15 protein-coding genes and 1 pseudogene are annotated in these 12,694 nt (G+C 72.8%); 8 read left to right on the top strand and 8 right to left on the bottom strand.

Features of this window, described 5'->3' with window-relative positions; genetic code table 11:
* The first annotated feature begins 144 nt into the window (after nt 1-144).
* On the top strand, nt 145-420 hold the full coding sequence (locus tag ABEB13_RS24730) for a hypothetical protein (RefSeq protein ID WP_380230995.1): 276 nt from the start codon (nt 145-147) through the stop codon (nt 418-420).
* Between the two features lie 150 nt (nt 421-570).
* On the opposite strand, the gene ychF is transcribed toward ABEB13_RS24730, so the two are convergent.
* Together ychF and ABEB13_RS24720 are read right to left on the bottom strand one after the other, a co-directional pair.
* Complete coding sequence (gene ychF / locus ABEB13_RS24725; RefSeq protein WP_345707244.1) at nt 571-1,644, bottom strand: redox-regulated ATPase YchF; 1,074 nt, start codon at nt 1,642-1,644, stop codon at nt 571-573.
* A 76-nt stretch (nt 1,645-1,720) separates the two neighbouring features.
* Entirely contained in the window at nt 1,721-2,101 is a 381-nt protein-coding gene (locus ABEB13_RS24720; RefSeq protein WP_345707243.1) for a VOC family protein, read from the bottom strand.
* A gap of 118 nt (nt 2,102-2,219) precedes the next feature.
* Here ABEB13_RS24720 and ABEB13_RS24715 point away from each other — a divergent pair, with 118 nt between their 5' ends.
* A complete protein-coding gene (locus ABEB13_RS24715; protein WP_345707242.1) occupies nt 2,220-2,795 on the top strand; it encodes a DUF6542 domain-containing protein in 576 nt (191 codons plus the stop codon).
* Nucleotides 2,796-2,834: 39 nt separating this feature from the next.
* Here the strand turns inward: ABEB13_RS24715 and ppgK are convergent, their stop codons facing one another.
* Together ppgK and ABEB13_RS24705 are read right to left on the bottom strand one after the other, a co-directional pair.
* On the bottom strand, nt 2,835-3,578 hold the full coding sequence (gene ppgK / locus ABEB13_RS24710) for a polyphosphate--glucose phosphotransferase (RefSeq protein ID WP_100888713.1): 744 nt from the start codon (nt 3,576-3,578) through the stop codon (nt 2,835-2,837).
* Between the two features lie 139 nt (nt 3,579-3,717).
* Nucleotides 3,718-4,691, bottom strand: a pseudogene (locus tag ABEB13_RS24705) (4-hydroxy-3-methylbut-2-enyl diphosphate reductase).
* Nucleotides 4,692-4,763: 72 nt separating this feature from the next.
* Here ABEB13_RS24705 and ABEB13_RS24700 point away from each other — a divergent pair.
* Both ABEB13_RS24700 and xseA read left to right on the top strand, forming a co-directional pair.
* Nucleotides 4,764-6,119: an APC family permease gene (locus tag ABEB13_RS24700; protein ID WP_425559907.1), complete on the top strand. Its 1,356-nt coding sequence runs from the start codon at nt 4,764-4,766 to the stop codon at nt 6,117-6,119.
* Between the two features lie 3 nt (nt 6,120-6,122).
* On the top strand, nt 6,123-7,337 hold the full coding sequence (gene xseA, locus ABEB13_RS24695) for an exodeoxyribonuclease VII large subunit (protein ID WP_345707241.1): 1,215 nt from the start codon (nt 6,123-6,125) through the stop codon (nt 7,335-7,337).
* Nucleotides 7,338-7,539: 202 nt separating this feature from the next.
* Here xseA and ABEB13_RS24690 read toward each other — a convergent pair whose 3' ends face one another.
* Both ABEB13_RS24690 and ABEB13_RS24685 read right to left on the bottom strand, forming a co-directional pair.
* Nucleotides 7,540-7,824: a hypothetical protein gene (locus tag ABEB13_RS24690; RefSeq protein ID WP_345707240.1), complete on the bottom strand. Its 285-nt coding sequence runs from the start codon at nt 7,822-7,824 to the stop codon at nt 7,540-7,542.
* 7 nt (nt 7,825-7,831) lie between these two features.
* Complete coding sequence (locus ABEB13_RS24685) at nt 7,832-8,311, bottom strand: helix-turn-helix domain-containing protein (protein ID WP_198524026.1); 480 nt, start codon at nt 8,309-8,311, stop codon at nt 7,832-7,834.
* Nucleotides 8,312-8,497: 186 nt separating this feature from the next.
* Between ABEB13_RS24685 and ABEB13_RS24680 the strand changes: the two genes are divergently transcribed.
* Complete coding sequence (locus ABEB13_RS24680) at nt 8,498-9,076, top strand: RNA polymerase sigma factor (protein WP_100888718.1); 579 nt, start codon at nt 8,498-8,500, stop codon at nt 9,074-9,076.
* Here ABEB13_RS24680 and ABEB13_RS24675 read toward each other — a convergent pair.
* A complete protein-coding gene (locus ABEB13_RS24675) occupies nt 9,063-9,683 on the bottom strand; it encodes a GNAT family N-acetyltransferase (protein ID WP_345707239.1) in 621 nt (206 codons plus the stop codon). The genes ABEB13_RS24680 and ABEB13_RS24675 overlap by 14 nt on opposite strands.
* Before the next feature lie 71 nt (nt 9,684-9,754).
* Here ABEB13_RS24675 and ABEB13_RS24670 point away from each other — a divergent pair, with 71 nt between their 5' ends.
* Both ABEB13_RS24670 and ABEB13_RS24665 read left to right on the top strand, forming a co-directional pair.
* Nucleotides 9,755-10,012 (top strand): exodeoxyribonuclease VII small subunit, encoded by a 258-nt coding sequence (locus ABEB13_RS24670; RefSeq protein ID WP_345707238.1) that lies wholly within the window; start codon nt 9,755-9,757, stop codon nt 10,010-10,012.
* A 157-nt stretch (nt 10,013-10,169) separates the two neighbouring features.
* Nucleotides 10,170-10,763 carry a malonic semialdehyde reductase gene (locus ABEB13_RS24665; protein ID WP_345707237.1) on the top strand — a complete coding sequence of 198 codons (594 nt, stop codon included), beginning with the start codon at nt 10,170-10,172 and terminating at the stop codon, nt 10,761-10,763.
* Between the two features lie 85 nt (nt 10,764-10,848).
* On the opposite strand, the gene ABEB13_RS24660 is transcribed toward ABEB13_RS24665, so the two are convergent.
* Nucleotides 10,849-11,352 (bottom strand): DUF4245 domain-containing protein, encoded by a 504-nt coding sequence (locus ABEB13_RS24660; RefSeq protein WP_345709810.1) that lies wholly within the window; start codon nt 11,350-11,352, stop codon nt 10,849-10,851.
* A 233-nt stretch (nt 11,353-11,585) separates the two neighbouring features.
* On the opposite strand from ABEB13_RS24660, the gene glpX reads away from it, so the two are divergent.
* Nucleotides 11,586-12,641: a class II fructose-bisphosphatase gene (gene glpX, locus ABEB13_RS24655; protein WP_100888721.1), complete on the top strand. Its 1,056-nt coding sequence runs from the start codon at nt 11,586-11,588 to the stop codon at nt 12,639-12,641.
* The last annotated feature ends 53 nt before the right edge of the window (nt 12,642-12,694 follow it).

The raw sequence follows: 12,694 nt of genomic DNA, 5'->3' as shown, positions 1-12,694 counted from the left end.
CACATCGACTGGACCTGACATTTCCTCATCCGCCAAGGCCATCAACATGCGTTCGACCGGCTGAAGATCGAGGATGGCACTCCGATTCCGGTCCTCGACTGGAAGGCCGGGGCGCCCTCGCGCAACTATCGATTCTCGGTACACATGCAGGTCATCATCGATGCTGACACGAACCTTGTGCTCGCCGCGGCCCGGCCGGCGCCCGGCACCAAGGTGGGCGCGAAGGCCTGGCGGGACTCCGTCCCTGCCACGGCTTGCGAGGACATGACCGTGCTGGGCAACGGGGCCTACATCAACACCGGCCTCGAAGTCCCGCACCGCAAACGCCCTGGCCGGGCCCTGCGGGCAGCGAATGAGTCGGGATGCACGCCTAGTCAGCACGGGCGGCTCACCAACGGCGCACGTCCCCAGCACAACTAAGGAAGGTCAGGGTGATGACAAGTGGCGAGGGGGCAGCGCCATCCCTGCGTCACCCCAGCACGGGAAACACCGAGGGGTCCGACTCCAGAGAATCGGACCCCTCCTGAACTGAATGTTTGCCAGATCAGCGACGTGGTGTTGAGTCACCCGCTACACGTTGAAGCGGAACTCCACCACGTCGCCGTCCTGCATGACGTACTCCTTGCCCTCGATGCGGGCCTTGCCCTTGCTGCGGGCCTCGGCGATCGAGCCGGTCTCCACCAGGTCGCCGAAGGAGATGACCTCGGCCTTGATGAAGCCCTTCTGGAAGTCGGTGTGGATGACACCGGCGGCCTCGGGGGCGGTGGCGCCCTTCTTGATCGTCCAGGCCCGGGACTCCTTGGGGCCGGCCGTCAGGTAGGTCTGCAGGCCGAGGGTCTCGAAGCCGACCCGGGCGAGGGTGGCGAGGCCGGGCTCGTCCTGGCCCATGGACTGGAGGAGCTCCAGCGCCTCGTCGTCGTCGAGCTCGATCAGCTCGGACTCGATCTTGGCGTTGAGGAAGATCGCCTCGGCGGGGGCGACCAGCTCGCGCTGGGCGTTCTTGAAGTCCTCGTCGGCCAGCTCGTCCTCGTCCACGTTGAAGACGTAGAGGAAGGGCTTGGCCGTGAGCAGGTGCAGCTCGCGGATCGGGGCGGTGTCGAAGCCCGCCTCGAAGAGGGTCTTGCCGGTCTCCAGGATCGCGACGGCGGCCTCGGCGGCGGCCAGCACCGCCGCGGTCTCCTTCTTGAGGCGCGCCTCCTTCTGCAGGCGCGGCAGGGCCTTCTCGATGCTCTGCAGGTCGGCGAGGATCAGCTCGGTGTGGATGGTCTCGATGTCGTCCTTGGGCGAGACCTTGCCGTCGACGTGCACCACGTCGGGGTCGGTGAAGGCCCGGACGACCTGGCAGATCGCGTCCGACTCGCGGATGTTGGCGAGGAACTTGTTGCCCAGGCCCTCACCCTCGCTGGCGCCGCGCACGATGCCCGCGATGTCCACGAAGTCGACGGTGGCCGGGAGGATCCGCTGCGAGCCGAAGATCTCGGCGAGCTTGGTCAGCCGGACGTCCGGGACGCCGACGACGCCCACGTTGGGCTCGATGGTGGCGAACGGGTAGTTGGCCGCCAGCACGTCGTTCTTGGTCAGGGCGTTGAACAGGGTCGACTTGCCGACGTTCGGCAGGCCGACGATTCCGATCGTGAGCGACATGAAGCGATGTCCCGTGGGCTTGGAGGGCGTGGAGCGGCACGGCGAGCGGGCCGATCCCCCAGTCTACGGGGCCGCGTCAGGCCGACCGGTCGGGCTCCAGGAACTCCAGGCGGTTGCCGAGCACGTCGGCGCTGTGGAAGCGCCGGTGGCCGGGGAGGTCGCCGTCCCAGGTCACCGGGTGGCCGTGGGCGGTGAGGCGCGCGGCAAGGGCGTCCAGATCCCGCACCAGGATCCCGGGGTGGCCCTTGACCGAGGGCGTGAAATCGGCCACCGCACCGAGGTGGACCTCCACCGCGCCGGCGCGGAACCAGCATCCGCCGCGGGCGGCCAGCACCGGCGGCTTGGCCAGCTCGGTCATCCCCAGGACGCCGACCCAGAAGGCCCGGCAGGCCGGCTCCGCGCCGACCGGCATGTCCAGCTGCACATGGTGCAGCCGTTCGAACGAGAACCCGTCCATCGCGCCCCTCCCCCTGCGTGGTCACCCGCACGTTACTCCGTCCGGGGCCGGGGTGAACGGGGACACGACAGGACCCGCGGGGCCGCATTACACACTGTGGCGATGATCTTACCGTACGTTGGGGGCGTGGAGCAGAGCATCCGTACCCAGCCGCCCGGGCCCCGGCGGCGGCCGCCGACCCGCGGCACCGACCGGGCCGCCGTCCCCGCCCCCGCCGCCCCCGCCGACTCCCGGCTGCGGACGGCCTCCGGCGACGGCCGCCCCCGCGGCCCCGGCTGCGCCTGCCCTGGCCGGGCCGCGGCCGGACGAGAACGGGCCCCCGGCCCGGCTGACCGCGGTCGGCACCGGGGTCGCGGCGGTGGCCGGCACCCTGGTGGCCGCCGGGCTCGACCGGCTGGTGTTCGGCGGCCTCGGCGTGCTGTTCGGCCTCGGCTACCTGGCGGTCTGCTTCCAGCTCGCCGTGCGGGTCCGGCTGCACGACCTGCCGGCCGCCCCGATCAGCGGTCCGATCGCATTCGCCCTGGCGCTGCTGCTGCTCGGCCCGGTCGCCGCCCCCGGCCTGACCGGGCAGGTGGTGGGACTGGCCGGCGGGCTCGCCGTCCGGGCCGGCTGGCTGTTCTCCGGCACCGGCCTGGCCGTGGTGATCACCGCCGCCCGCTTCGTCGCCCAGCGCCGGCTCAGGCGCGCCCGCTGACACAGCCGGGCGGGCGCGAGCCGGGCGGGGCGCGTCCGCTCAGCCCGCCTTGGCCGCGGCCATCGCGGCGCCGACGATGCCGGCGTCGTTGCGCAGTTCGGCCGGGACGATCTCGGCCTCGCGCTCCTTCAGCAGCGGCAGGAACTTCTCGTGCTTGCGGCTGACCCCGCCGCCGACGATGACCAGCTGCGGGGAGAACAGCATCTCCACCAGGTCCAGGTACTCGTCGACCCGTTCGGCCCACTGGGCCCAGGACAGCTCATGGCGCTCCTTGGCCGCCGAGGAGGCCCGGCGCTCGGCGTCCTTGCCGCGCAGTTCGAGGTGGCCGAGCTCGGTGTTGGGCACCAGGGTGCCGTCCACGAACAGCGCGCTGCCGATGCCGGTGCCGAAGGTCAGCACCAGCACCACCCCGCCGCGGCCGCGCCCCGCGCCGTAGGCGACCTCGGCGATGCCGGCCGCGTCCGCGTCGTTGACCAGGGTGGCGGGCAGGTCGAGCGCCTCGCGGAACAGCCCCTCGGCGTCCAGCCCGATCCAGTCCTTGTCGACGTTGGCGGCCGTGCGGGTGCGGCCGCCGACCACCACGCCGGGGAAGGTCAGGCCGACCGACCCCTGGTGGCCGAAGTGCCGGACGACCTCGCAGACCGCCTCGACCACGGCGTTCGGCGAGGCCGGCCGCGGGGTGAGCACCTTGAACCGCTCCTCGGCGAGTGCGCCGCGCGCCAGGTCGACGGGTGCGCCCTTGATCCCCGAGCCACCGATGTCCACGCCGAAAACCGTCGTCATTGCCGCGCCTCCGTTGTCCACAGCCTGTGCACAAACCTACGGGGAACCGCCCCGCCACGCCCGCTCTGCTACCCGTCGGCGGACAGCCCGAAGCCCGGGCCGCCGAGGTGGCGGGCCCGGGCTCCGGGGAAGGACGGGGTCAGAGCTTGCCGGCGGCCTCGGCGCGCAGGTCGCGGCGGAGCTCCTTGGGCAGCGAGAAGATCAGGTGCTCCTCGGCGGTCTTGACCGTCTCGACGTCGGCGTAGCCGCGGGCGGCGAGGAACTCCAGCACCCCGTCCACCAGCACCTCCGGCACCGAGGCGCCGCTGGTGAGGCCGACCGTGGTGACGCCCTCCAGCCAGGCCTCGTCGATCTCGTCGGCGAAGTCGACCAGGTACGCGGCCTTGGCGCCGTACTCCAGGCCGACCTCGACCAGGCGCACCGAGTTGGAGGAGTTGCGGGAGCCGACGACGATCAGCAGGTCGGCCTCGGGGGCGAGCTGCTTGACCGCCACCTGGCGGTTCTGGGTGGCGTAGCAGATGTCGTCGCTGGGCGGCGACACGAGCAGCGGGAAGCGCTTCTTGATCTCGCCGACGGTGGCCATGGTCTCGTCCACCGAGAGGGTGGTCTGGGACAGCCAGACGACCTTGGACTCGTCGCGGACCTGCACGTTCGCGACGTCCTCGGCACCGTCCACCAGGTGGATGCGGTCCGGGGCCTCGCCCATGGTGCCGATGACCTCCTCGTGGCCCTCGTGACCGACGAGCAGGATGTCGTAGTCCTCCTCGGCGAAGCGGACGGCCTCCTTGTGCACCTTGGTGACCAGGGGGCAGGTGGCATCGACCGTGGCGAGCTTGCCCGCCTTGGCCTCGTCGTGCACGGACGGCGCGACGCCGTGGGCCGAGAAGACCACGATCGAGCCCTCGGGCACCTCCTCCGTCTCGTCGACGAAGATCGCGCCCTTCTTCTCCAGGGTCTGCACGACGTACTTGTTGTGGACGATCTGCTTACGGACGTAGATCGGCGCCCCGTACTGCTCCAGGGCCTTCTCCACGGCGATCACGGCGCGGTCGACGCCCGCGCAGTAGCCCCGGGGGCGGCGAGCAGGACACGGCGCTGAGCACTGGTGGACATGGCTCCATCGTACGGGCGGCGCGGCGGCGCGCCGACGCGGACGGGCCGCGCCCGGCCCGGGCCGGTGCTCCAATGGGACGCGTGAGCGACGACGGCGAGTCCGGCGGCCTGCGGCGGAGCCTGCGGGTGCGGGACCTGATGGTCTACGGACTGCTGTTCATCGCGCCGATGGCGCCGGTGGGCGTGTTCGGCGTGCTGGACGCCAAGAGCCACGGCGCGGTCGCCGCGGTGTACCTGGTGGCGACCGCGGCGATGGGGCTGACCGCCGTCAGCTACGCCGAGATGGTGCGGGCCGTGCCGCGGACGGGCTCGGTGTTCGCGTACGCCCGGGCCGGGCTGGGCGAGGGGCCGGGATTCGTGGCCGGCTGGATGGTGCTGCTCGACTACCTGCTGATCCCCGCGGTGGCGTACCTGTTCTCCGGGATCGCGCTGCACTCGCTGGTGCCGGGCGTCTCGCGGTGGGCGTGGACGGTGCTGGCCGTCCTGGTCACCACCGTGCTGAACCTGGTCGGGGTGCGGCTCGCGGCCAGGGTCGGGTTCGCCGTGCTGGCGGTGGAGATCGCGGTGCTGGCGGTGTTCGTGGTCGCCGCGACGGTGGTGCTCGCCCAGGACGGGGCGCAGCGCGGCTGGGCGACGCCGTTCACCGCGGTCGGCGGCTTCTCGCCGACCGCGGTGATCTCCGCGGTGTCGGTGGCCGTGCTGTCGTACCTCGGCTTCGACGCGATCGCGACCTTCGTCGAGGAGGCGGTCGGGGCGTCCGCGGCGGTGGCCCGCGCGGTGCTGTGGTGCCTGGCGCTGGCCGGTGTGCTGTTCGTCCTGCAGACGTACCTGGCGGCCGTCCTGGAGCCGGACACCCCGCAGCAGCTGGCGGCGGACCCGGCGGGGCAGGGGTCGGCGTTCTACGACACCGTGGAGACCGGCGTCGGGCACTGGCTGCACGTGCTGGTCGCGGCGAGCAAGGCGGTCGGGGCGGCGTTCGCGGCACTGGCCGGGCAGGCGGCGGCGGGCCGGCTGCTGTTCGCGATGGGCCGGGAGGGCCGGCTGCCGCGGGCGCTCGCCGTCGTCGAGGGGCGCACCGCGGTGCCCCGCCGGGCGCTGCTGACGGCCGCGGTGATCACGCTGGCCGCGGCCGGCTGGGCGGCGAGCCGCGACGACGGCCTGGACCGGCTGACCTCCGTGGTGAACGTGGGCGCGCTGACCGCCTTCGCCCTGCTGCACGCCTCGGTGATCGGCTGGTACACCCTGCAGCGGCATTCGCCGCACCGGCTGCGGCACCTGGTGGTGCCGCTGGTCGGGATCGCGGTGATCGTCGCCGTCCTGGTCGAGGCCTCGCCCACCGCCCAGCTGGTGGGCATGGGCTGGCTGGCGGCCGGACTGCTGGTGCTGGCCTTCCAGGGCTCGGCCGTCGGGGGCGGCGCTAGCCTCTGAGTCATGGCGAACAGCAGCTCTCCCGAGGCTCCCGTACCGGTCGGCAAGGTGTCCGCGCTGATCGGCGGGTGGATCGACCGGCTCGGCGAGATCTGGGTGGAGGGGCAGATCGCCCAGCTGAACCGGCGCCCCGGCGCCGGGATGGTGTTCCTGACGCTGCGGGACGCGGAGCGCGACGTCTCGCTGACGGTGACCTGCTTCCGTTCGGTGTTCGAGCAGGTCGCGGACGTGGTGCAGGAGGGCTCGCGGGTCGTGCTGCACGCCAGGCCCGAGTGGTACACGGCGCGCGGCACGCTGTCGCTGCGGGCGTCGGAGATCCGCATGGTGGGCCTGGGTGAACTGCTCGCCCGGCTGGAGCAGCTGAAGCGGCGGCTGGGGGCGGAGGGGCTGTTCGACGCCGAGCGCAAGCGCCCGCTGCCGTTCCTGCCGCACTGCGTGGGCCTGGTGACGGGCCGTGGGTCGGCGGCCGAGCGGGACGTGCTGGAGAACGCGCGCCGGCGCTGGCCCGCCGTCCGCTTCGAGGTGCGCAACGTCCTGGTGCAGGGGCCCAACGCGGCGGGCCAGGTCGCGGCGGCCGTCCGCGAACTGGACGAGCACCCGGAGGTGGACGTCATCGTCGTGGCGCGCGGCGGCGGCAGCGTCGAGGACCTGCTGCCGTTCTCCTCCGAGGAGCTGGTGCGCACGGTGGCGGCGGCCCGTACGCCGGTGGTCAGCGCGATCGGGCACGAGCCGGACCAGCCGCTGCTGGACTACGTCGCCGACATGCGCGCCTCGACGCCCACCGACGCCGCCAAGCGGGTGGTGCCGGACGTCGGCGAGGAGCTGGCCCGGGTGCACCAGCTGCGGGACCGCGCCCGGCGCTCGATGGTGGGCCGGGTCGAGCGGGAGCTGGCGGGGCTGGCGGGGGTGTGCAGCCGCCCGGTGCTGGCCGATCCGCGGCGCCAGCTGGTGGACGGCCGGGCCGCGGAGGTGGGTTCGCTGCTGGAGCGTTCCCGGCGGGTGGTCGGCCACCGGCTGGACCACGCCCAGTCCGACCTCGGGCACGCGCTGGCCCGGGTGGTGGCACTGTCGCCGCTGGCCACGCTGGAGCGCGGGTACGCGGTGCTGCAGCGGGCGGACGGGGCGGTGGTGACGGATCCGGCGCAGGTCGCCGCGGGCGCGGAGCTGCATGCGCGGGTGGCCGGGGGCGACTTCGGCGTGACGGTCCGTCCGTCCTGAACGGCGCTGCCCGCACCCGGCGGTGGCGCGGGTGCGGCGGGTCAGTCGGCGCGGATCCGCGGGCAGGGGTCGGTGGGACGGCTCATCGACTCCTGGACGAGGGCGTTCCACTCGCGACTGAGGTCGGCGAGTTCGGCCTGGGCGCGGTCGGCGGCCTCGTGGGCGTGCCGCAGTTCGCGGTGGACGGCCTCCAGCAGGCGGATCAGCGCGTCGGCGCCGAGCGGCGGGGCCCCGGGGGCGGGGCGGGCAGCGCCGCCGCCTGCCGTGCGGCCAGCTCGGCCTGACGACTGGTCCGGTCCTCGGCCTCGCGCATCCAGCGGCGCATCCGCGCCAGCGCGATCTCCGTGGTGACGAGCGCGACCACCGCGAGGCAGCCGAGCACCGGGACCCATCGCGTGTCATAGGTGCCTGCGACGATCAGCGCGACACCGCCGACCGCACCGGCTGCCCGGACGGCGTCGGTCGCCGCAGGCGCGATTCTCCGCATGCTGGCCTCACCTCTGCATGTGCGTGGTGCCCTCCCCGTGCCCGGATTCCGGCGGAAAAGGCCCGCGCTCGCTTTCCCGCTGCAGGCCGATAGCCTGCGCGATGGTCGCGAGGAGGAATTTCCGGATCATGGGATGGGTGACGCCCCAGGCGTCCAATGCTTCCTCGGGAGTGATGGGTGAGCGTACTCCCTGCGAAAGATCATTGGCGGAATCCTCGGAAATTACCCCGCCGCGCACCAGCAGCTCGTGGAGTCCGAGGTGGACGACCTGCGCGATTCTCTCGAATTGCGAGGGGCGCGGGAGGGTCTCGCCGCGCAGCATGCGCCCGACCGCGGAGGCGCTCATCCCGGTGTCCCTGGCCAGCGCGAGCCGGCCGCCCGCACCTGGTCTGAGGTCGTATCCGGCGCGCTGCGCGGCCTCGTGCACGACGGCGCCGAAGCGCTGGGCCGGAGTGGTCTCGAAGACGGTTCCCTCGGGCGGCTGCATGGCGCGCAAGATTACCGCGTGTCATGCCCACCGACCAGGCGCTTGCATGAGTGCAAGCGAACGCGGGATCGACCATCGCTGAAATAAAGGGCCGATCGACTACCCCGACACCGGAATCCCGGAATCGCTTGCACGCATGCATGCCCGCTCGTATCGTTGCGGAACCTGCTCACCGGGAGGTCCGGCATGGATGGGACACCACTTCTGATCGAGGCCGCGAAGGCCGGCGACCCTGACGCCTGGGCCGAGTTGTACCGCCGTTATCGAGGACCCGTCCTGGCGTTCCTGACCCGCCGCACGGGGAATCGGGCACTGGCCGAGGACCTCACCCAGGACACCTTTGTCCGGGCAATGGCCTGCATTGGCGGCTACCGCTGGACGGGTAAGGACATGGGCGCCTGGATAATCACCATCGCCCGCAACATCATGTTCGACCACGACAAACGGCGGGCCACCCGCAGCGAGTCCACCGTGGCCGCGGTCGCGGATTCCGACGCCGGAATCTGCGTCGAGGACCTCGCCCTCTCCGCCGTCGAGGCCCAGCGGCTCTGCGCCGCCCTGGCCACCCTGACCGACCGCCAGCGGGCCGCCCTGACGCTGCGCTACCTCGACGACCTGAGCTCGCGCGAGGTGGCCGCCGCGATCGGCATCCGGGTCGGCGCGCTGAAGACGCTCACCTACCGAGCCCGGAGCAACCTGCGCCGCACGCTCGCGCATCCGCGGGACACCGAGCGACCGGGCCGACGGCCCGTCAGTCCTCGATGAGCCGCTGACGCGAGAGCGGGATCGCGTGCTCGCCGAACCCGAGACTGCGGTAGAGCCCGGCGCCGCCGCTGCTGGCGTGCAGGTCGATCCTGGTCACCCGGCACCCGTCGAACCAGTCGAGCAACGCCGTCGTGCAGGCCCGGGCGTGACCGCGCCGCCGCTGCCCCGGATCGGTGCAGACGTTGAACACGAAGCCGAACCGCCCGTCGGGGTGACCCGGGGCGGGCAGCCGCTGCTCCAGCGTGCCGACCGCACAGGAGGCCAGCCGGCCGGGCTCGTCCGGGTCGTCGACCACGAAGGCCTGCAGGGTGCGCTCGGCGGCCCCCAGCCGCTCGCGCAGCACGGCCTCGGTCGCGGCCTGCCAGGGCCCGGCGGTGTCCCGGCCCACCATCGATCGCATCGCGGCGAACATCAGCCCGCGCAGCCGCACGAGTTCGGGCGCGTCGTCCGGCACGGCCGGACGGACGGGGCCGCCCTGCGGCTGCCGCGCCACCGCCCCGGGCGCCCCCGCCGGCCCCGCGGCCCCCGTGGTCCGCGCGGCCCCGGCCGCCCCGGCCGCCTCGCCCGCCCCGGCCGTCCCTGTCGTCGCCGTCGCCTCGCTCGTCATGGGCGGGAGGCTATCGGCCGGGTCGGCGCCCGGCACCCCGATTTGTCGGCCGCACCGCCTACGCTGGCGCCATGGCAGATCAGGAGCAGGCGGACCGGGCGGCTGCGGCGACCCCGGCGGCCCACGACGACCTCGGGTACGAGCAGGCGAGGGACGCCCTGCTGGAGGTCGTCCGGCAGCTGGAGACCGGCGGCACCTCGCTGGAGGAGTCGCTGGCCCTGTGGGAGCGCGGCGAGCAGCTGGCGAAGGTCTGCCAGCGCTGGCTGGACGGGGCCCGGGCGCGGCTGGACGCGGCCCTCGCCGCCGAGGAGCAGCCGCCGGGACGCTGACCGGCACGGCGCCCGCGGCACCGCCCGGGACGGCGTGGCGTGATGTGCATCACGCGCCCTTGGGGAATAGTTTAATCTTCATCTACCGTTGGATCCGGTGGACGGCCCGACGGCCGCCCGGCAACCGCTCCCGTTTCCGCACGAGGTGGATCTCCCCATGACCCTGGCACTCGACGCCGCCGCCCAGGACCTGCTCTTCCGCGAGGCCCGCACGGCCAACACCTTCACCGACGAGCCGGTCAGCGACGAGCAGGTCCAGGCCATCTACGACCTGGTCAAGTTCGCCCCGACCGCGTTCAACCAGCAGCCGCTGCGCATCGTCCTGGTCCGCTCGGACGAGGGCCGCGAGCGCCTGCTGAAGCACATGGCCGAGGGCAACCGCGCCAAGACCGCCACCGCCCCGCTGGTCGCCATCCTCGCCCAGGACAACGAGTTCCACGAGGAGCTGCCGACCCAGCTCCCGCACTTCCCGCAGGCGAAGGACGTGTTCTTCTCCGAGCGCCCCGTCCGCGAGGCCTCCGCCGCGCTGAACGGCGCCCTGCAGGCCGGCTACTTCATCATCGGCGTGCGCGCCGCCGGCCTGGCCGCGGGCCCGATGACCGGCTTCGACGCGACCGGCCTGAACAAGGAGTTCTTCGCCGACGGCGAGCACTCGGTGCTGGCCGTGGTGAACATCGGCAAGCCGGGCGACGCCGCCTGGTTCGACCGCTCGCCGCGCCTGGCCTACGACGAGGTCGTCACCACCGTCTGACCGGCACCCCCGCCCGCGGGGAACGGCGAAGGGCCCCGGCAACCGCCGGGGCCCTTCGCCGTGTCCGCACCTCACCGGCGCGGGCTCACTTCAGCGCGCCCGCCAGCTGCGCCAGCTCGTCGTAGGAGGCGGAGCCGGTGACCACGGTGGTCGCACTGCCGGTCTGCCGGCTCAGCCCGCGGTAGGGCCGGCCCTGGTAGCGCTGCCAGTCCTGGCCCGCCACCGCCGCGCTGCCGTCCGGCTCGCCGTGCGGCACCACCGCGGCGAGCACCGTGTTCTGCGAACCGTCGGACTGCTCCACCGCCGCGTACTTGCCCGACGGCGTCACGAACCCGAGGTGCCACACCGCGTTGCCCTGGGAGTCCTTCGAGTACTGGACCGAGGTCGCCCGCCAGTGGCCGGAGAGCCCCTGCGGCGCCAGCACCGGGTACGGCGCGGCCCGCTTCGCCGACGCGAGGGCGACCCGGTAGTCGACCTGGTGCACCCCGTCACCGCCCGAGTGCGGGATGAAGAGGTACCCGAAGAACCCCACGAACCCGACCGCCAGCATCGACAGGATCATGTCCCGTACCGTCTGCCGGCCTCTCATGCTGCTGCTGCCTGCCACCCGTCCATGGTGGACCATCCCCACCACCGCCCCGTGCACCGGGTACCCCCGGACGGAGCGAACCGGGGCGAACCACCGCAGAACCGCCGATCGCGCAGGATGCGGCACAGACACCCGTCCGGCCTGCGGATACGATCGCACCACCCTCACCACGGCGTTCCGACCAGGCAGTAGTCGGGCGCTCACTGGCCGTCGCGTACAGAGAGGTAACGACGATGACCACGCATGCTTTTGATGAACTCCGGCCGCACAGCCTGCCCAGCTCGCTGGAGGTCGCACCGGAGGCCCCGGACCGCAACCTGGCCCTCGAACTCGTCCGCGTCACCGAGGCCGCCGCCATGGCGGCCGGCCGGTGGGTCGGCCGGGGCGACAAGAACGGCGCCGACGGCGCGGCCGTGAAGGCCATGCGCACCCTCGTCTCCACCGTCTCGATGAACGGCGTCGTCGTCATCGGCGAAGGGGAGAAGGACGAAGCCCCGATGCTCTACAACGGCGAGCGGGTCGGCGACGGCACCGGCGCCGAGTGCGACGTCGCCGTCGACCCGGTCGACGGCACCACGCTCACCGCCAAGGGCATGGGCAACGCGGTGGCCGTCCTCGCGGTGGCCGACCGCGGCACCATGTTCGACCCCAGCGCCGTCTTCTACATGGACAAGCTGGTCTGCGGTCCGGAGGCGGCCGACTTCGTCGACATCACCGCCCCGGTGGCCGTCAACGTCCGCCGGGTCGCCAAGGCCAAGGGCAGCGCCGTCGAGGACGTCACCGTCGTCGTGCTGGACCGCCCCCGCCACGACGGCCTGGTCAAGGAGATCCGCGAGGCCGGCGCCCGGATCAAGTTCATCTCCGACGGCGACGTCGCCGGCGCCATCATGGCCGCCCGCGAAGGCACCGGCGTCGACCTGCTGATGGGCATCGGCGGCACGCCCGAGGGCATCATCGCGGCCTGCGCCATGAAGTGCATGGGCGGCGTCATCCAGGGCCGGCTGTGGCCCAAGGACGCGGCCGAGCGGCAGAAGGCCCTCGACGCCGGGCACGACCTCGACCGGGTCCTCACCACCGACGACCTGGTCTCCGGCGAGAACGTCTTCTTCGTCGCCACCGGCATCACCGACGGCGAGCTGCTGCGCGGCGTCCACTACCGCCAGGAGACCGCCACCACCAGCTCGCTGGTGATGCGCTCCAAGAGCGGCACGATCCGGCAGATCGACTCCGTGCACAAGCTGTCCAAGCTGCGGGCCTACAGCGCGATCGACTTCGACCGCGCCAACTGACGGTCCACCGCCGAACGCCGCGGCCCCGGGCACCCGTGCCCGGGGCCGCGCCC

It is taken from the genome of Kitasatospora paranensis (assembly GCF_039544005.1).
Taxonomy (GTDB): Bacteria; Actinomycetota; Actinomycetes; order Streptomycetales; family Streptomycetaceae; genus Kitasatospora; species Kitasatospora paranensis.
The sequence above is the reverse complement of the archived record's forward strand: the minus strand, read 5'-3'. Positions and strand labels throughout refer to the sequence as shown.

Excerpts from the sequence above, each read along its gene's own strand:
- ABEB13_RS24730 (WP_380230995.1), top strand. The coding sequence starts at position 145 with ATGCAGGTCATCATCGATGCTGACACGAACCTTGTGCTCGCCGCGGCC.
- ychF (WP_345707244.1), bottom strand. The coding sequence starts at position 1,644 with ATGTCGCTCACGATCGGAATCGTCGGCCTGCCGAACGTCGGCAAGTCG.
- ABEB13_RS24720 (WP_345707243.1), bottom strand. The coding sequence starts at position 2,101 with ATGGACGGGTTCTCGTTCGAACGGCTGCACCATGTGCAGCTGGACATG.
- ppgK (WP_100888713.1), bottom strand. The coding sequence starts at position 3,578 with ATGACGACGGTTTTCGGCGTGGACATCGGTGGCTCGGGGATCAAGGGC.
- ABEB13_RS24700 (WP_425559907.1), top strand. The coding sequence starts at position 4,764 with ATGGGACGCGTGAGCGACGACGGCGAGTCCGGCGGCCTGCGGCGGAGC.
- xseA (WP_345707241.1), top strand. The coding sequence starts at position 6,123 with ATGGCGAACAGCAGCTCTCCCGAGGCTCCCGTACCGGTCGGCAAGGTG.
- ABEB13_RS24690 (WP_345707240.1), bottom strand. The coding sequence starts at position 7,824 with ATGCGGAGAATCGCGCCTGCGGCGACCGACGCCGTCCGGGCAGCCGGT.
- ABEB13_RS24685 (WP_198524026.1), bottom strand. The coding sequence starts at position 8,311 with ATGCAGCCGCCCGAGGGAACCGTCTTCGAGACCACTCCGGCCCAGCGC.
- ABEB13_RS24680 (WP_100888718.1), top strand. The coding sequence starts at position 8,498 with ATGGATGGGACACCACTTCTGATCGAGGCCGCGAAGGCCGGCGACCCT.
- ABEB13_RS24675 (WP_345707239.1), bottom strand. The coding sequence starts at position 9,683 with ATGACGAGCGAGGCGACGGCGACGACAGGGACGGCCGGGGCGGGCGAG.
- ABEB13_RS24670 (WP_345707238.1), top strand. The coding sequence starts at position 9,755 with ATGGCAGATCAGGAGCAGGCGGACCGGGCGGCTGCGGCGACCCCGGCG.
- ABEB13_RS24665 (WP_345707237.1), top strand. The coding sequence starts at position 10,170 with ATGACCCTGGCACTCGACGCCGCCGCCCAGGACCTGCTCTTCCGCGAG.
- ABEB13_RS24660 (WP_345709810.1), bottom strand. The coding sequence starts at position 11,352 with ATGAGAGGCCGGCAGACGGTACGGGACATGATCCTGTCGATGCTGGCG.
- glpX (WP_100888721.1), top strand. The coding sequence starts at position 11,586 with ATGACCACGCATGCTTTTGATGAACTCCGGCCGCACAGCCTGCCCAGC.